This window comes from Jannaschia faecimaris (assembly GCF_900107415.1).
Classification (GTDB): Bacteria; Pseudomonadota; Alphaproteobacteria; order Rhodobacterales; family Rhodobacteraceae; genus Jannaschia; species Jannaschia faecimaris.
On record NZ_FNPX01000016.1, the window covers coordinates 18,705 to 34,622 of the forward strand.

General features: G+C 63.8%; 19 protein-coding genes and 1 riboswitch. Of the genes, 7 read left to right on the forward strand and 12 right to left on the reverse strand.

Translation table 11 applies throughout. The features are described 5' to 3' along the window. Positions 1-27: 27 nt before the first annotated feature. The 4 genes from BLV27_RS14805 (at position 28) to BLV27_RS14820 (ending at position 3,599) form a co-directional block, all read left to right on the forward strand. Complete coding sequence (locus BLV27_RS14805; protein ID WP_092647282.1) at positions 28-564, forward strand: CBS domain-containing protein; 537 nt, start codon at positions 28-30, stop codon at positions 562-564. Positions 565-634: 70 nt separating this feature from the next. Continuing rightward, entirely contained in the window at positions 635-1,474 is an 840-nt protein-coding gene (locus tag BLV27_RS14810) for a putative selenate ABC transporter substrate-binding protein (RefSeq protein ID WP_092647283.1), read from the forward strand. Continuing rightward, the gene (locus BLV27_RS14815) at positions 1,474-2,124 is read left to right on the forward strand and encodes an ATP-binding cassette domain-containing protein (protein ID WP_092647284.1); all 651 of its coding nucleotides are present in this window, start codon (positions 1,474-1,476) and stop codon (positions 2,122-2,124) included. The genes BLV27_RS14810 and BLV27_RS14815 overlap by 1 nt, the downstream gene beginning before the upstream one ends. Then, complete coding sequence (locus BLV27_RS14820) at positions 2,121-3,599, forward strand: PhnE/PtxC family ABC transporter permease (RefSeq protein ID WP_092647285.1); 1,479 nt, start codon at positions 2,121-2,123, stop codon at positions 3,597-3,599. The genes BLV27_RS14815 and BLV27_RS14820 overlap by 4 nt, the downstream gene beginning before the upstream one ends. On the opposite strand, the gene BLV27_RS14825 is transcribed toward BLV27_RS14820, so the two are convergent. The 5 genes from BLV27_RS14825 to phnD form a co-directional block, all read right to left on the reverse strand. Further along, a complete protein-coding gene (locus tag BLV27_RS14825; RefSeq protein ID WP_244504691.1) occupies positions 3,578-4,468 on the reverse strand; it encodes an HAD-IIA family hydrolase in 891 nt (296 codons plus the stop codon). The genes BLV27_RS14820 and BLV27_RS14825 overlap by 22 nt on opposite strands. Next, positions 4,465-5,280 carry a phosphonate ABC transporter, permease protein PhnE gene (gene phnE / locus BLV27_RS14830; protein ID WP_092647287.1) on the reverse strand — a complete coding sequence of 272 codons (816 nt, stop codon included), beginning with the start codon at positions 5,278-5,280 and terminating at the stop codon, positions 4,465-4,467. The genes BLV27_RS14825 and phnE (BLV27_RS14830) overlap by 4 nt, the downstream gene beginning before the upstream one ends. Further along, positions 5,280-6,083 carry a phosphonate ABC transporter, permease protein PhnE gene (phnE, locus tag BLV27_RS14835; RefSeq protein ID WP_425283663.1) on the reverse strand — a complete coding sequence of 268 codons (804 nt, stop codon included), beginning with the start codon at positions 6,081-6,083 and terminating at the stop codon, positions 5,280-5,282. The genes phnE (BLV27_RS14830) and phnE (BLV27_RS14835) overlap by 1 nt, the downstream gene beginning before the upstream one ends. An 8-nt stretch (positions 6,084-6,091) precedes the next feature. Next, a complete protein-coding gene (gene phnC / locus BLV27_RS14840; RefSeq protein ID WP_092647289.1) occupies positions 6,092-6,889 on the reverse strand; it encodes a phosphonate ABC transporter ATP-binding protein in 798 nt (265 codons plus the stop codon). A 76-nt stretch (positions 6,890-6,965) separates the two neighbouring features. Next, positions 6,966-7,937: a phosphate/phosphite/phosphonate ABC transporter substrate-binding protein gene (phnD, locus tag BLV27_RS14845; protein ID WP_092647290.1), complete on the reverse strand. Its 972-nt coding sequence runs from the start codon at positions 7,935-7,937 to the stop codon at positions 6,966-6,968. 166 nt (positions 7,938-8,103) lie between these two features. Continuing rightward, positions 8,104-8,200: riboswitch (TPP riboswitch) on the forward strand. A 33-nt stretch (positions 8,201-8,233) separates the two neighbouring features. Between phnD and thiM the strand changes: the two genes are divergently transcribed. The 3 genes from thiM to thiD are packed head-to-tail and all read left to right on the forward strand — an operon-like array spanning position 8,234 to position 10,448. Beyond that, the gene (gene thiM, locus BLV27_RS14850) at positions 8,234-9,031 is read left to right on the forward strand and encodes a hydroxyethylthiazole kinase (RefSeq protein ID WP_092647291.1); all 798 of its coding nucleotides are present in this window, start codon (positions 8,234-8,236) and stop codon (positions 9,029-9,031) included. Continuing rightward, positions 9,022-9,654: a thiamine phosphate synthase gene (gene thiE / locus BLV27_RS14855; RefSeq protein WP_211605521.1), complete on the forward strand. Its 633-nt coding sequence runs from the start codon at positions 9,022-9,024 to the stop codon at positions 9,652-9,654. The genes thiM and thiE overlap by 10 nt, the downstream gene beginning before the upstream one ends. Next, a complete protein-coding gene (thiD, locus tag BLV27_RS14860; RefSeq protein ID WP_092647292.1) occupies positions 9,651-10,448 on the forward strand; it encodes a bifunctional hydroxymethylpyrimidine kinase/phosphomethylpyrimidine kinase in 798 nt (265 codons plus the stop codon). The genes thiE and thiD overlap by 4 nt, the downstream gene beginning before the upstream one ends. 5 nt (positions 10,449-10,453) lie before the next feature. Here the strand turns inward: thiD and hemA are convergent, their stop codons facing one another. The 7 genes from hemA to puhA all read right to left on the reverse strand — a co-directional run bounded on the left by hemA (position 10,454) and on the right by puhA (position 15,899). After that, positions 10,454-11,668, reverse strand: coding sequence for a 5-aminolevulinate synthase (hemA, locus tag BLV27_RS14865; protein WP_092647293.1), 1,215 nt, complete (start codon positions 11,666-11,668; stop codon positions 10,454-10,456). After that, a complete protein-coding gene (gene puhE / locus BLV27_RS14870; RefSeq protein ID WP_092647294.1) occupies positions 11,665-12,474 on the reverse strand; it encodes a putative photosynthetic complex assembly protein PuhE in 810 nt (269 codons plus the stop codon). Before puhE ends, hemA begins: the two co-directional genes overlap by 4 nt. A gap of 1 nt (position 12,475) precedes the next feature. Beyond that, positions 12,476-13,615 (reverse strand): magnesium-protoporphyrin IX monomethyl ester (oxidative) cyclase, encoded by a 1,140-nt coding sequence (acsF, locus tag BLV27_RS14875; protein ID WP_092647295.1) that lies wholly within the window; start codon positions 13,613-13,615, stop codon positions 12,476-12,478. Then, positions 13,612-13,908 carry a hypothetical protein gene (locus BLV27_RS14880; RefSeq protein WP_092647296.1) on the reverse strand — a complete coding sequence of 99 codons (297 nt, stop codon included), beginning with the start codon at positions 13,906-13,908 and terminating at the stop codon, positions 13,612-13,614. The genes acsF and BLV27_RS14880 overlap by 4 nt, the downstream gene beginning before the upstream one ends. Positions 13,909-13,927: 19 nt before the next feature. Further along, entirely contained in the window at positions 13,928-14,404 is a 477-nt protein-coding gene (puhC, locus tag BLV27_RS14885; RefSeq protein WP_092647297.1) for a photosynthetic complex assembly protein PuhC, read from the reverse strand. 5 nt (positions 14,405-14,409) lie between these two features. Then, positions 14,410-15,063 (reverse strand): photosynthetic complex putative assembly protein PuhB, encoded by a 654-nt coding sequence (puhB, locus tag BLV27_RS14890; protein ID WP_092647298.1) that lies wholly within the window; start codon positions 15,061-15,063, stop codon positions 14,410-14,412. 62 nt (positions 15,064-15,125) lie between these two features. Further along, on the reverse strand, positions 15,126-15,899 hold the full coding sequence (gene puhA / locus BLV27_RS14895) for a photosynthetic reaction center subunit H (RefSeq protein WP_092647299.1): 774 nt from the start codon (positions 15,897-15,899) through the stop codon (positions 15,126-15,128). Between the last annotated feature and the right edge of the window lie 19 nt (positions 15,900-15,918).

Sequence of the window (15,918 nt, forward strand, 5' to 3'; positions counted from 1 at the left end):
TGCGGGCAGCCAACACAGGAGATGACCATGGCATCCGAAGACCGCGCAGGCGGCCGCCTGATGGACCGGCCCGAGTATTCGAAGAAGACCAAGCCGTTGACCCGACCGCCAGAAACCACGGTGACCGACGCCGTCGCGGCCATGTCCGACAAAAGTTATGGCTGCGTGATTGTGACCGATGGCGATGACAAGGTACTCGGCGTCGTGACCGAGCGGGACATCATGAACAAGGTTGTGGGTCGTGGCATGGATGCGACCAAGACCAAGTTGTCCGAGATCATGACGTCCGACCCGCGTGTCGCACAGGAGACGGACAACATGCTGGACTGGCTGCGCATGATGTCGAACGAACGGTTCCGCCGTTTGCCGGTTGTGGATGCCGACGGCCGGATCAAAGCCGTTTTCACGCAGGGCGATTTCGTCAGCTACACCTGGCCGGACCTGATGGGGCAGATGAAGTCCATTTTGAAGGCCCAGACGATGGGCAATTTTCATTACGTTCTGATCGGCGGTGCCATCGTGATCTATGCGCTGGCGATGATCGTCGTCTTGTCGGTGGTCTGACGCCGGCACTTGCAAATCGGGTTCAGGCGGCTTCTAGGGGGGCCTGTTCTTTCTAGCCCGAGTTGACCCCATGAAGCCCCTTTTGTTCCTTTTGATGACGGCGTTGCCCGCGAGCGCCCAAACTTTGTATTTCTCTGCCATCCCCGACGATGACGAGACCCGGTTGGTGGAAAGATTCAGCGCCGTCGCCGCGTATCTGGAGGGGGAACTGGGCGTGGATGTCGAATACATCCCGGTCAAAAGTTATGCCGCCGCCGTGACTGCCTTCCGTAATGACCAGATTCAGTTGGGGTGGTTCGGTGGACTATCGGGGGTGCAGGCGCGTCTTGCCGTGCCCGGATCGCGGGCTTTGGCCCAAGGCGCGGAGGACGAAACCTTCGTGAGCTACTTCATCGCCAATACCGACACCGGGTTGGAGCGGACGCAGACGTTCCCCAACCTGGCAGGGCGAAGCTTTACCTTTGGCGCGCAGACCTCCACCTCGGGACGGCTGATGCCGGAATACTGGCTGCGCGAAGAGACGGGGCAGGCCCCTGCGGAGTTGTTCTCGGACGTGGGGTATTCGGGCGACCACGGTCAAACCCTGCGGCTGGTGGCGTCCGGGGCCTACGAGGTCGGGGCGATGAACTTCTCGGTCTATGACAACGCGGTGGCCCAAGGCGCGCCGGAGGTGGAGCGTGCACGCATCATCTGGCAGACACCACCCTATCCCGACTACAACTGGACGATCCGCGGCGACGTGGATGCGCGCTTTGGTGAGGGCTTTGCCGACCGGGTGCAGGCGGTTCTGGTGGGCATGGACGATGCCGATCTGCTGGCGTCCTTTCCGCGCTCCGCCTTCATCCCGGCGGATAACGCCCTGTATCAGCCGATCGAAGACACGGCCCGCGACCTGGACATCATCGACTGATGGACCTCGCGCTCCGCCAGCAGACGCTCGGTTGGGGTGAACGTGTTGTTCTGCCCGATGTCACGCTGGAGATCCGCAAAGGGGAGCGTGTCGCCCTGATGGGGCGCAGCGGGGTGGGCAAGTCGACCCTGCTGGGCGCGTTGCAGGCGCGGGCAGCGGGCCGTGCTGCCGTCGTCGCGCAGGATCACGGGCTGGTCGATGCCCTGAGCGTGTTTCACAACGTCTGGATGGGGCGGCTGGCTGATCATGGGACGTCGCGTAATCTGCGCACGTTGGTCTGGCCTAATGCGCAGGAGCGCGCTGCGGCCGAAGCGGCATTGGCGCGCGTCGGGATGGACGGGCTGCAAAGACGTATGGTCGCGTCGCTTTCGGGCGGCCAACGTCAACGGGTGGCGCTTGCCCGTGCAATCTTGCGCGGGGGGATGGCGGTCTTTGCGGATGAGCCGGTATCGGCGCTTGACCCGGCGCAGGGCGATGCGTTGCTGCAGTCTCTGGCGGCCAAGTTCGAGACTTCGGTGATGGTATTGCACGACACTGGGCAGGCCTTGGGCTTTGCCACGCGGATCGTTGGGTTGAAAGCCGGGGGCATCGTACTGGACGCACCCGTCGCCGAAGTCGACGCGGCCCGCCTGATGGAGCTTTACGGGTGACGCTGCGCTTGTGGCACGTCGCGACCGGATTCCTTCTACTGACCGTGATTGCGCTTGTCCTTGCCGACCTCGACGGGATGCGACCGGACCCCTGGCTAACGTTGGCGGCGATGGGGCAGGGACTGCTTTCGCCTGACTTCTCGGACATCGGGGGTCTGGCGCGGGCGACCGGCCTGACACTGGCGTTCGGGTTTTGCGGCGTTGCCGTCGGCGCGACGCTTGGCCTGCTGCTTGCCCCGCTTTACCACCGTGCCCCGGTGCGCTGGCTCTGCGTTTCGGTGCGCGCCGTGCATGAGCTGTTCTGGGCGTTGCTGTTGTTGAACGTGACCGGATTGTCTCCGCTGACGGGGGTGCTGGCTATCGGACTCCCCTATGCAGGCATCTTCGCCAAGGTTTTTGCGGAGTACATGGAGGAGGCACCCGACCCACTGCCGCCGGGGACGGGCGCGGCGGTGGCGGTCCTTTGGGCGCGGTTGCCGGGGTGCCTGCCACAGATGCGGACCTACACACTCTACCGGTTGGAGTGCGGGTTGCGGTCCTCGGCGGTGCTGGGCTTTGTCGGGCTGCCGACGTTGGGTTTCCAGTTGGAGACCTTCTTCCGACAGGCCGAATATGGCTCGGCGGCGGCCTGCCTGATGATTTTCCTCGGACTGATCCTTCCGATGCGCCGGTGGATGGTCTGGCGTTTGGCCCCACTTTACCTGGGCGCGTCGATCATGGCCCTGGCTTGGATCGCGCACCCGCCGATGGGAGACGGGGCCTTGATGCGGTTCCTGTGGGACGTACTGCCCGCCCCGCTGCGCTCGGGCACTGAATGGGGCGGCTGGTTGCATCGGGTCTTCGTTCAGCAGGCGCTGCCCGGTTCGGTCGCCACGATGGTGACGGCACAACTGGCGTTGGCCGGTGCGGCGGTGCTGTCGCTGATCGCCTTTCCGATCATCGTGCCGCGCGTCACGGGGCGTGTCGGTGCGCTGGTGGGGCACGGGGTGCTGGTCGTGGTACGGTCCTTGCCGGAGTACATGATGGCATTCGTGTTTTTACAGGTGTTCGGACTGTCGCTCCTGCCGGCCGTGCTGGCGCTGGCATTGCATAACGGGGCGATCATCGCGCACCTAATGGGGTGGCAGGCGGCGGAGGTGCCGCTGCGCCCAGATGCGCCACACGGGCTGACCCTCGTGGGGTGGGAGTTGTTGCCGCGGATGTCGGGGAATTTCGTCGCGTTGTGTCTCTATCGTTGGGAAATCATCGTGCGGGAGAGCGCGATTGTCGGTCTGCTGGGGATAGGCACGCTGGGTTTCTACTTTCAGACGAATGTGCAGGAGTTGCGTCTGGACCGGGTGGTGGCCCTGCTGGCAGTGGCGATCGTGATCACGCTTGTCATCGACGGGATGTCGCGTCGACTGCGCGCGGCAATGGGGTCATCCGGTGCCCTGCGGATCGAAGGGCGGCGGGGTCAGGTGGTGCGGACCACGTAGTCTGGACGGATACCGGAAATAGCGATGGCGGCATCGATGTCGCGGTCGCGCATGATACCGTGCGATGTGATCAGCGCAGAGGCTACGCCCGCGACCTGTGCGCCCAGGATGTCGGTGTGCAGGCTGTCACCGACCATCACGGTGCGACCGGGGGCACCGATGCGCGCGAACGCCAAATCGTAGATGCCGCGGAAAGGTTTGCCGTGGAACTGTGGCTCGACCCCCGTGGCATCGGCAAGTCTGTGCGCCCAATAGCCGGGTTCGCGTGACGGGCTGTCTTCGCGGGGGGCGGCGATGTCGGGGTTTCCGACATGGACGGGGCGCGGATCGTTGCGCAGGCTGGCCTCCAGCATTGCCTGCCGCGCGTCTGTCCATTGCGCCGACCCGATAAGCAGGAACCCCGTCGCCGCGTCGTAAGCGCTCGTGTCTTCGCGCAGAAGGGTTGGAGAGAGCGTCTCTAGCCCCGCGCCGGTCGTGGCCATGGCACCCCACACCGGGGAAGCGTCAGTCTCCAACGCGGCCAAGAGTGCCATACGACTTGTTATCACATCCTTGGGTGTGAAGCCGAAACCAAGCCGGTCGTATTTCTCCATCAGTGTATCATGCGGCAGTCCCGCCGCGTTTGATACGATGATCAGGCGCTTGCCCGCATCGCGCAGGGCGTGGACCCTGTCCCGTGCGCCGGGGATGGCAGTTTCACCAACGTTAAGGACGCCGAACGCATCCAGCAGGAAGGTATCGAAGTGATCCGCAAGGTCGGCCAGTGTATCGACGGGGGTACAGGCCCCGTGCCGTCCGGGGGGCGGCAGGCGCGTACGGACTGCGTGGTAGGCGTCGAAGATCTCACCGGTGGAAGGCCCGTCTTTCAAATGATTGCCCCCCGCACCTTGGCCGAAACCCATTCGGAGATCACGACAGCCAGCAGGATCACCAACAGGATCAGCGAAACCTGGGGCCAAGCCAGCGTGTTGAGCGAGCCTTGAAGCTGCAACCCGATGCCGCCCGCGCCCACGAGGCCCAGCACGGTGGATTCGCGGATGTTGATGTCCCACCGGAACACCGCGATACCCGCGAAGGCGGGGGCGATCTGCGGGACGATCCCCCAGGCCATGACCTGCCAGCGGGAGGCTCCGGTTGCGGTGATCGCCTCGACCTGCGTTGCGTTGATCTCCTCGATTGCTTCGTACAGCAGTTTGGCGCAGAAGCCGATGGACCGGATGGAGATGGCCACGACGCCCGCAAAAACGCCTGGACCGATGATCGCAATCAGCAGCAGCGCCCAGATCAACGAGTTGATTGACCGGGTCGCCACGATGATCAGCAGGGCGATGGGCCTAATGAAGTAGACCGAGGGCGTTGTGTTGCGGGCCGCCAGGAAGGCGACCGGCACTGCCATGAAGAGGGCCGCGATCGTGCCCAGCGTGGCGATGTTTATCGTATCCCAGATGGGCCACCAGAGGTTCGAGATATAGGACCAGCGCGGCGGAGTGGCCCGGCTCAGGATGTCGCTCGCGATGGCTGGCGCGTCCCAGACGAAAAACCACGTGGTGGCATCTGAAATGCGCGCCCAGCACCACAGGAAGATGGCGACGCCGAGGAGCCAGCCGAACCAGTGCAGCAGGGTCTGATTACGTGTGCGGTGCCGCCAGACGGGGCCGGATTCAGTGTCTAATATCGGCATTATTGCACCTTCGCGCGGACAATACCGCTGATGTATTCAAGAGCCATGACGACGACGATGATCAGCAGCAGGATCGCCGCCGCCGTATCGTATTCATAGCGGTCGAAGGCGGTGTTCAGCGTGGCACCGATGCCTCCCGCACCCACCAAACCCAGAATCGCGGATTCGCGGAAGTTGATGTCCACGCGGTAGATCGACAGCCCGATCAGGCGGGGCATAACCTGCGGTTGCACCCCGTAGTTGATCCATTGCAGCCATTTCGACCCGGTGGCGCGGACGGCCTCCGATTGGCTGCGGTTCATGCTCTCGATGTCCTCGGCCAGCAGTTTCGACAAGAATCCGATGGTCGCGAAGGACAGGGTCAGGAAGCCCGCTAGCGGCCCGAAACCGAAAATCGCGACCAGAAGGATCGCGACGATGATTTCCTGCAATGCGCGGCTGACGGCGATGATGCCGCGGCAGACCATGTACACGGGCAGGGGGGCGATGTTGCGCGCGGCCCCGAGTGCGATGGGGATCGAGATGATGATGCCCACCACCGAAGACGCGACGGTTATCACGATGCTTTCCAGCATTCCGTCCCAGATGTCGGTAGCGCGGGACGTGAAGTCAGGCGACATGAACGCCAAGACGAAGGCCCAGCCGCGATCAAGACCTTCGTAGACGCGCGACCAGTTCACCTCGACCGAGGCGATCGCCAGGATCAGGTAGATTACGAACCCGATGCCGAGGGTCCAGCGCAGCCAGGGACGGCGGACCAAAGGCGGGCGCTTCCAGCGGGTGCCGACCAGGTCGTGCAACAGTGCGTGGGTCACGCGATGGCCTCCGCTTCTTCGTCCTCGTCGTCGACTTTGTCGATGGTCGCTTCCCAGTCTTCCTCGCCGTAGATTTCAGTCAGCTTGTCGGGCGTCAGACCATCTGGTGGCCCGTCATAGACGACAGCCCCCAGTCGTAGGCCAATGACACGCTGCACGAACATCTGGGCAAGCGCGACATCGTGGATGTTGATGATCGCGGCCAGACCCCGTTCGGCGCACAGCTCGCAGATGAGGCGCATGATCTGGCGGGAGGTCTTGGGGTCGAGGGAGGCGGTTGGCTCGTCCACCAGCAATACGGCCGGGTCCTGAATCAGGGCGCGGCAGATGCCGACGCGCTGCCGCTGGCCGCCCGAGAGTTCGTCGGCCCGTTTGTCGGCCATATGCAGCAGGCCCACGCGGTCGAGCAGGCGGAAGGCCTCGTCCACGTCCTTTTGCGGGAAGCGCCGGGTCAGCGATTGCCAGAACCCGACATAGCCGAGGCGCCCTGACAATACATTTTCCATGACGGTCAGCCGTTCGACGAGGGCGTATTCCTGAAAGATCATTCCCATGCGCCGGCGTTCGCGGCGCAAGCGGGACGGGCTGAGGCGGGTCAGTTCCGTGTCGCCCAGCCAGACCTCGCCGGATGTCGGCTCCACAAGGCGGTTTATGCAGCGGATCAGTGTTGATTTCCCGGCACCCGACGGCCCGATCAGCGCCAGAACCTGGCCGTTGGGGATGTCCAGTTCGACGGCTTTCAACGCCTGATCCCCGGTCTTGTATGTCTTCACGAGCTTGTCGAGCCGCAGCATGTTTTTCCCAGTCTTGAAATAGTCACGCACGGCGAACCCGGGTGGGCCGCCGCGCGCAGGTCGTTTCAGGTGGTGCTTACTCGCAGGCGTAGCTGACGTCGTTGGCGGAATCGATCTTGCGGATCACGTCCCAGAACCCGGCATAGTCCATCTCGATGAACTGGGCCTCGCCGTTCTTGCTGAACTCTTCCTCCAACGAAGAACCTTCCCAGTCGAAGCTGAAGAAAGCCCCGTGGATCGCGTCCTGCAACTCGGGCGTCAGGGTGTTTACGGTGCCGTAGCCGGTCGTTGGGAAGGTCTGCGACGTGTAGATCGTCTTGATCTGATCCCGGTTTACGACGTCGCGCTCCAGCATCCGGCCAAGTACCGAGTTGGCGATTGCCGCGGCGGGGTAGTCGCCGTTGGCAACACCGAGGATCGAGTTGTCGTGCTTGCCCGAGAAGACCGGCTCGAAGTCTGCCCCGGCCTGCATTCCGAAATCGGCCTTGAGGATGGCCGACGGGGCCTTGAAGCCCGAGTTCGATGTCTCGGAGGTAAAGGCCAGCGTTCCGCCCTTGATGTCCTCGACAGATTCGATGCCGGTCTCAGGGTTAGTGATGATCTCCATCTCGTAGCCGAAGCTGCCGTCAGCCGCGGCCATGATGGTAAAGGGGCGGAATCCGGCGCAGTTGACGGCCAACGGGTTCGACCCGGTGTTGAAGCCCGCGATATGCAGGCGGCCCGAACGCATCGCCTCGATCTGGGCGGCGTTGTTCTGGACCGGGAAAAAGACGATCTCCTTGCCCGTGGCCTCGGCCAGATGGTCGAGGAAATCGGCCCAGGCCGTCTTGTAGACGGCGGGATCTTCGACAGGCGTGTAGGCGAAGATCAAGGTATCGGGGTCAATCTGGTCGGCCGGATCGCTGGGCACATCGGCCAGCAGGTCGCCATCGGTATCGCAGAAACGGTCATCCAGCGTTCCGCGCTCGCAGTCCTGCGCCAAAGCAGGCAGCGCGGCGAAGGCCAGCGCGGTTGCGGCAACAGCCCCGAGAAGATCGGTCTTGGTCATTTGGTACTCTCCCTTTGTGGGCAGCAAGGCGCCGCCTCCGGTTCCTACGGGGCCCACTGCAGGTTCACCGTAACATGTTCATGACGGGTTGAACGATAAATTGTGACAGTGTGTCGAGTGCTTTACCAGATTTCCTTGGTTGACTTTCGGGGTGTCCACGCGATGTTAGGAGGGCCGGGGGCGCCCTTCGTCATGTGGGCTGAGATGAACCCTTCGAACCTGAACCGGATAATGCCGGCGGAGGGAGGTGCGATGGGACTTACATCTTTCGCGCCTCTTCCCCGGAGGGAGAGACAATGACTGCCAATACTGATTTGCTAGACGCCCTGACCGCCCTGCGCGCGCAGGCCCCGCTTGTGCATTGCATGACGAATTTTGTTGCTATGAACGTTGCCGCGAACGTGGTGTTGGCCGCCGGAGCTTCGCCCGCGATGGTCCATGCGCCGGAGGAAGTGCAGACTTTCACCCCGATGGCAGGGGCGCTGACGGTGAATATCGGGACCCTCTCGGAGTCGTGGCTGACATCGATGCGGATGGCTGCCGAAGCCGCGGGGGCGTCAGACACGCCATGGGTTCTGGATCCCGTTGCGCTGTTCATCACCCCGTGGCGGATGCAGGCGGCACGTGACCTTCTGGCGCTGAAGCCGGCTGTGGTCCGGGGCAATGCCTCGGAAATTCTGGCGCTGGCCGGTCAGGCTGGCGCTGGCAAGGGGGCCGATAGTGGGGACGACGTGACCGACGCCATCGAAGCGGCCCGGGCCTTGGCCAAGGCGAAGCGCTGCGTCGTCGCGGTGACCGGCGTTCGTGACTTCGTGACGGATGGAACGCGACACGTCTGGATCAGCGGCGGGTCACCGATCATGCCGCGTGTGACGGCGCTTGGCTGCGCGTTGACGGCTTTGGTTGGCGCTTTCGTCGCGGTTGCCCCCCCGTTCGAGGGAACGGTCGCGGCCATGACGATGTTCGCGGAAGCGGGCGCGCGTGCCGGCGAGGTGGCGCAGGGACCGGGAAGTTTCCAGGTGGCGCTTCTCGATGCACTTGCAAATGTCACGCCGGAGGATCTGGCCGATGGAGGCCGGGTCGAATGGGCCTGATGCAGGGGGAGTTACAGCTCTACCTGGTGACCGACCCTATGCTGTGCCCGGGCCCCACGTTGGTAGAGCAGGTGCGCGCGGCGGTCGCCGGGGGCGTCACCATGGTGCAGATCCGCGACAAGCGGGTCGGAACGGCCGGCCTGGTCGAACAGACGCGCGCGGTTATCACCGCGTTGGTGGGTACGGGCGTACGGGTGGTCGTGAACGATGATCTGGAAGCCGCGATTACCAGCGGGGCCGACGGCGCGCACATTGGGCAGGACGACGGCGATCCGCGCGCGGCGCGGGCGCGATTGGGGCCGGGCAAGATACTTGGCCTGTCTTGCGAGTCGGAAACGCTCGTGCGGGCGGCGCGGGACAGCGGGGCGGACTACCTGGGCCTGGGCCCCGTGTTCGCGACGGCAACCAAATCTGACCACAAGACCCCAATCGGACTCGACGGGCTGGCGGCGATGGTCGCGGCAAGCGGTCTGCCGACGGTGGCCATTGGCGGGTTGAACGCCAGCCACGTCGACGGGGTGCGCGCAGCGGGGGCAGACGGGCTTGCTGTGGTCTCGGCCATCTGCGGGACACCGGATCCGCGCGCCGCCGCGGCGGCATTTTATCCCGAGGTGCGACCATGATTGCGAACGTATTGTCCATCGCGGGGTCCGATCCTTCGGGGGGTGCGGGGATTCAGGCCGATCTGAAATCAATTGCGGCGAACGGTGCCTACGGCATGGCGGTCCTGACTGCGCTGACGGCGCAGAACACCCAAGGTGTGAGCGGCGTACACCGCGTGCCGCCGGCCTTCGTGGCCGACCAGATCAAGGCAGTCTTCGACGACGTGCGGGTGGATGCTGTCAAGATCGGCATGATCCTCGACGCGGAGATCGCGGGGTCCGTGGCCGATGCCCTGTCGGGGCTGGACGTTGTGATCGTGCTGGACCCGGTGATGATCGCCAAGGGGGGCGCATCGCTGTTGAACCCCGAGGCGGTGGCCGTGCTGCGGGATCGGTTGCTGCCTCTGGCAACGGTGCTGACGCCGAACTTGCCGGAGGCGGCCGCGTTGCTGGGTGCCGAGGTGGCCGAAGTGCGAGAGGAGATGGCGGCGCAGGGGAGGGCTTTGCGCACGCTCGGGCCGGAGCACGTGCTGATGAAGGGCGGGCATGGTGCGGGGGCGGAAAGCTCGGATTGCCTGGTGTCTGATTGCGGGGTCACGTGGTTCGATGCGCCGCGCATTGCGACGAAGAATACGCATGGCACAGGGTGCAGCCTGTCGGCGGCGCTGGCCGCGCAGCTGGGGCAGGGGCGCAAACCGCAGGAGGCGGTGCGGCGTGCCAAGGCCTTCATTACGGATGCGATCGCCGGGGCCGATGACCTGACCGTAGGGTCAGGTCACGGGCCGATACATCACTTCGTCAACCTCTGGCGCTGAGACGGTCAGGCGACGGCGTGCGCGATTGCGCATTGCCGCCAGAGCGTGCGTAGCGCGTTGACCAAATGGTCGATGTCGGCATCGGTGTGCAGGGGCGAAGGGGTGAAGCGCAGCCGCTCCGTTCCCTTGGGCACGGTAGGATAGTTGATGGGCTGCACGTAGATACCCCATTCGTCCATCAGGTAGTCGGCCAGCATCCGTGTCTTGACCGGATCCTTGATCATGACGGGTACGATGTGACTGTCGTTGTGCATGTGGGGAATCCCCTCGCGGTCAAGTGCGGCGCGCAGGCGGGCGACCTGGCGGCGCTGCTGCATCCGCTCGTCCGAGCTTTCCTTCAGGTGACGGATCGAGGTTCGTGCGGCCGCAGCCACGGCAGGCGGCAGGGCGGTGGTAAAGATGAAGCCGCTGGCAAAGCTGCGGATGAAATCGCATAGCGCGGCGGACCCGGTGATATAGCCGCCGACGACGCCGTAAGCCTTGCCCAGCGTGCCTTCGATCAGGGTAATGCGGTGGGCCAGACCCTCCCGCTCGGACACGCCACCGCCGCGCGGACCATACAGGCCCACGGCATGGACTTCGTCGAGGTAGGTCATGGCCCCGTATTTTTCGGCCACCTCGACGATCTCCTTCATGGGGCAAATGTCGCCGTCCATGGAGTAGACCGACTCAAAAGCGACGATCTTCGGCACGTTGGCGGGCAGGGCGGCCAGCTTAGCCTCAAGGTCGGCCACATCGTTATGTTGCCAGATGACCTTACGGGCGCGCGAATGGCGGATGCCTTCGATCATGGAGGCGTGGTTGCCCGAATCCGACAGAATCACGCAATCCGGCAGGCGAGAGCCAAGTGTGGACAGCGCCGCCCAGTTCGACACGTAACCCGAGGTGAAGAGCAGCGCCGCTTCCTTGCCGTGCAGATCGGCCAACTCGGCCTCAAGCAGCAGGTGGTCGTGGTTGGTGCCCGAGATGTTGCGCGTGCCGCCCGCGCCGGTGCCGGTACGCTGCACTGCTTCGCACATGGCTGCGACAACGCTGGGGTGTTGGCCCATGCCAAGGTAGTCGTTGGAGCACCAGACCGTCACGTCCCGCTTCTGGCCATCCTCATGGTTGGCGGCGCGGGGAAACTTGCCGCACTTGCGTTCCAGTTCCTTGAAGTAGCGATAGTTGCCTTCATCCTTCAGGGCCTGAAGCTGTTCTTCGAACATGGCATCAAAGTTCATGGGTCGGTCCCTTCTTGATGGGTCGTGGTGGCCGGAAGCATCCAGCGCCAGAGTTTCGCGTCAGGCAGGGGCACCACCATCAGCCAGTGTTCCAGGGCGGCCAGTCCGGCCAGGGTCGTCAAAAGGGCAAAGCCTATCGTGGTCGCCGGGTCGTTGACCGAGATCAAATGCGCGGCGAAGGAGAGGGTCGCAACGCTCAGGATCGTAACGCTGATCGGGAAGGCGATCGAGATCGGGCCTTGCCGGAAATAGGATTTGAGGTGCTGCAACGGGTGGGGCAGGAACTCGGTGTTGATGCGCGGCACGCCGAAGAACAGGTTCAGCTTGGCCGAAATCCGGGCAAAGAAAAGTATGAGGTAGGCGTAGAGGCCGAACGGGTTTTCGGCGGGGTGGCTGACCACCATGACTGCAAAGAGCGTCAGAAGCAGCAGGATTTCGTGGTGGGACATGGCCGTCCAGGCGCGCACGAAGCGGGCCCAACCGGTCAGGAGTGGCGGGCATTCGCCGCGCTCCGGCCCGGTGATGACACCCGCCAGGAACGCCAGCTCAACCCAACCCCAAACCAGCAGGACGCTGGCAAACGACAGGTATATGTTCACGGCCGTCAATTCGCCGGAGGTGACGATCAGTCCGGCGATGCCGAGTGCGAGAAAGGGCACGCCGAGGACGACCGAGCGGCCGTGGGCCGTCCGGTCGCCTGCATCGCTGCGGCGGACCACGAACAGGATCGCGCCGGTGGAAAACCACCAGGCGAAGATGGCGAAGACCGCCGCCATCCAAGGTTCATTGATCCAGCCTTCGGTCATGTCAGTACGCCGGCTCCATCCGGGGGCTTTCGGGCACCTCGTTGGGGATCGACGGAATCAGCAGGGTCGAGACGAAGGCCGTCGCGGCCTTGGCCATTCCTGCCAGCCGGGAGACGGTACCCTCAATCCCACCGCGTGCCTTGGCGGCTGCGATCTGCCGGGAGGCGGCTTCCATTTTATTCAGGTTTGCCTGCCAGCGCGGGTGGTCAATATCCAATGTAAAGGGAAACACCTGTTTGGAAATCTCGGAGGTCTTGCGGAAAACCTCTTGTCCGTACCAGGTCACATCGACGCCCAAGGCATCGTGGAACAGTGGTCGCTGATGGTCACGGACCCACATCGTTGAATAGACGGCCGTCAGGAAGAACTTGATCCAAAGCTTGTTGACGCCCGAGGTCAGTTTCGGATCAGTCTTGAGCAGGAGGGCAAAGGCCTCGCCGTGGCTGAACTCGTCATTGCACCATTCGCGGAACCACTGGAAAATCGGGTGAAATCGATGTTCTGGGTGTTTTTCCAGGTGCCGGAAGATCGTGATGTAGCGGGCGTAGCCGATCTTCTCTGACAGGTAGGTCGCGTAGTAGATGAACTTGGGCCGGAAGTAGGTGTACTTCTTCTTTTGCGTCAGGAAGCCCAGGTTCACGCGGATGCCTGCCTCGCGCAGGGTGTCGTTTATGAAACCGGCGTGCCGTGCCTCGTCCCGCGCCATCAGCTGGAAGAGGGTGGTGATGTCCTCGTTCGAGCCGCGCCGCTTCATTTCCTTGTAAAGCACGCAGCCCGAAAATTCGGCGGTGCAGCTTGAGATCAGGAAGTCGATGAACTCCTTGCGCAGGGCCGGGTCCATGCCCTCCCAATCGACCTGCCAGTCGTCGTTTTTCTTGAAGTGGCCCTTGTTCGGGTCGCTTTTCATCTGCGCGATCAACTTGTCCCAGTCCGACCGCACCGGGGTCACGTCGATGCTGTCCATCTCGTCGAAATCGGTGGTGTAGAAACGCGGGGTCAGCAGGGTGTTCTGCATGGCCACCTCGGTGGCCTGTTCGCTGGTCATGCCATCGGCGAAGTCGGCGGCGGCGGCGGCGGCGTCCTGGGCGGCGATGGCCTCCTCGGCGGTGTCGGCGAAGGCGGAATGCTTGGGGGCGTTCATGACATCACCTCTTCCGAGAAGGAAAATTCGCAAAGCTCCATGAACTCGAAGTCACCGGTGTGACGGGTCCAGAAACGCTCGACCGTGCTGGCGCGGGTGATGGTTGCGGTGCGGGTGTCCGATACCACCTCGCCATAGGCGGCCATGAGTTCGGGGCCATCGACTTCGACCGTGTCGCCGGGGCCGACGACGGCCCCGTTCAGAAATTTGCAATGCGCCGAAAGCTCGTCGAAGCGGTGCGAGATCGTGATCTCGCAGGGCGCGGTTTCGCGGGTGCGGGTGAGAAATCCCATGGTCGTTCGTTCCTCTCTGTCAGCTGTCCAGAAGATCGGCGAAGGCGGCGACATTGTCCTGCCCGTAACCGATGAGGACGATGGACCAGCCCGTCGCATCATCCAGGATGGCCACTTGCCCATTGTCCTGGCGGACAACCCGTATTGGGGCGGCCACATCTGCACCCCGGAGGGCACGCTCGCGGTTGATCGACACCCAGATGACGTCGATGAACCCCTTCTTGCTATCATTGGAATGCGCCACTTGCACACCGTTCATGTCGAAAAGTGCCACGCCGGAGGCGCGGTCGCCAACCATGGTCAGGGAGACCTCGTCGAGGATGGCGGCCGCCGGTCGCGTGCCCTCCAGCGGGCGGTCGGTGAGCCGCGCGTAAGCCACGAGGGCCAGTGCGCCGATCATCAGGGCGAACATCGCCTGCACCAGGAACCGCGGAACCATTTCGCGGTCGCGCATCTTCATCTGATTGGCGAGGGAGGCGGTAGGATTGCGTTGCATGTCGATTACTCCGCAGCGATCACGCCGACAGGCGCTGGTGTGTGGGACGTTTCGACGCGAGCCAAGCGCGGTTCGGCAACGCGGGTTTCGGCCGCCTCTGCGAAGATCTTGGCGACAGTCGCCGCGTCGGGGATCGCGCGCAGGCAGGGCTGCGCCGGGGCGATGCGCCATGGCCGCACGTGGGGCCAGGACATCAGGTAGGAAATCCGGGTGCCGTCGCCCGACAGGTCGAAGGCGATATTGCCGTGACCCGACTTGCGCAGCGCCAAGTGGGCGTTGGTGATGCAGACGTAGGGAAGGTTCAGCGTCATTGTCAGGGCGGCCCCGATCCGCATAGCGACCCGGCGGTTGGTCAGGGTATAGACCGTCGCGCGGGCCTGTACCCAAGCCAGGACTGAGACGATGCCGGCGGCCAGCGCCCCGGCCACAACGAAGGGCACCGCGTGCAACAGGGCTTGCGTGATAGGGTAGTCCGCCGCGGAGGCCATGACCCGCCAGACCGCCAGCACGGCGAAGTACCCAAGGATCCAGTTCAGCTTCCAAGCCTCGCGCGCCAGGCGCTTGGGATCCGGGGAACCTTGCCACAGAATGACTTCGCCGTCTGGCAGAGCCTCGGGCAAGCCGCGAACAGGTTCGAATTTAAAGTCGTCGTGGTGCATTGGTCATCCCCCGATGGGTCTTGGTGGTGGTCCGGGCCACGTGTCGGCCCGGACATGTCGTGTCAGAGTTGCGGCTCGCTCCGCGACGGCGTTGCATAGAGCGTGCCGCCCCCGAACCACGCCATGATCTTCTCTTCCTCAAGAAGAGTGATCTGGTTGTCCGCCTTGATCGTCGGAATGCCGGCCATGTTATGCGAATGGAGCGAGTCGATCTGAACGCGATCGCGCTTGAGCCGGGCGAAGTTCATCGGGATCAGGCGTTGCTGACCGGAGCCTTCGGGGTTTAGGTCGACAACCAGGTAGCGGACCATCTGCTCAGGCACGTCGATCCACATGTCGGTGATGCGGCCAACCACTTCCTTGTCGGCGGTTTGCACGGGCAACCCCAGCGGGTTGATCCCGGCGGAGACGGTGAAGTCCTCGACCTTGGACAGCGGTTTGATCTTGGCGTGGCCGTGGCCGTCAAGTTCGGGGTGGTCACTGCGGTTGGCCCAGGACGCGGGGCCGACACCATCAACCATCGGATCCCCGGTGGGAACGTAGGGCGAGCCGCCCGCGTCGCTGGTGCGCGCGATGGCAAGATCGCTGCGATCGGGGCGCTGGCCCGAAGGCACCGATACGCTGCCGCGTCCATCGCGGAGCAGAAACGTCTTGTCCTTGGGGGCAGGGAAGACACCGGGTGAGGCGGCGGGGCTGCCGTCATCATCCACGAGAGGGTAGCCCTCGCGCTGGTTTTCGGTCTGCAGGTAGACGACGAGGACGGCGAAGAAGAGCCAGAAGCCCCAGATCGCCGCGCTGGCGAGATCGAAGTCTCCGAAGAATGTTGTGCCGAGCATGGGGTATCCTCCTGGGCGG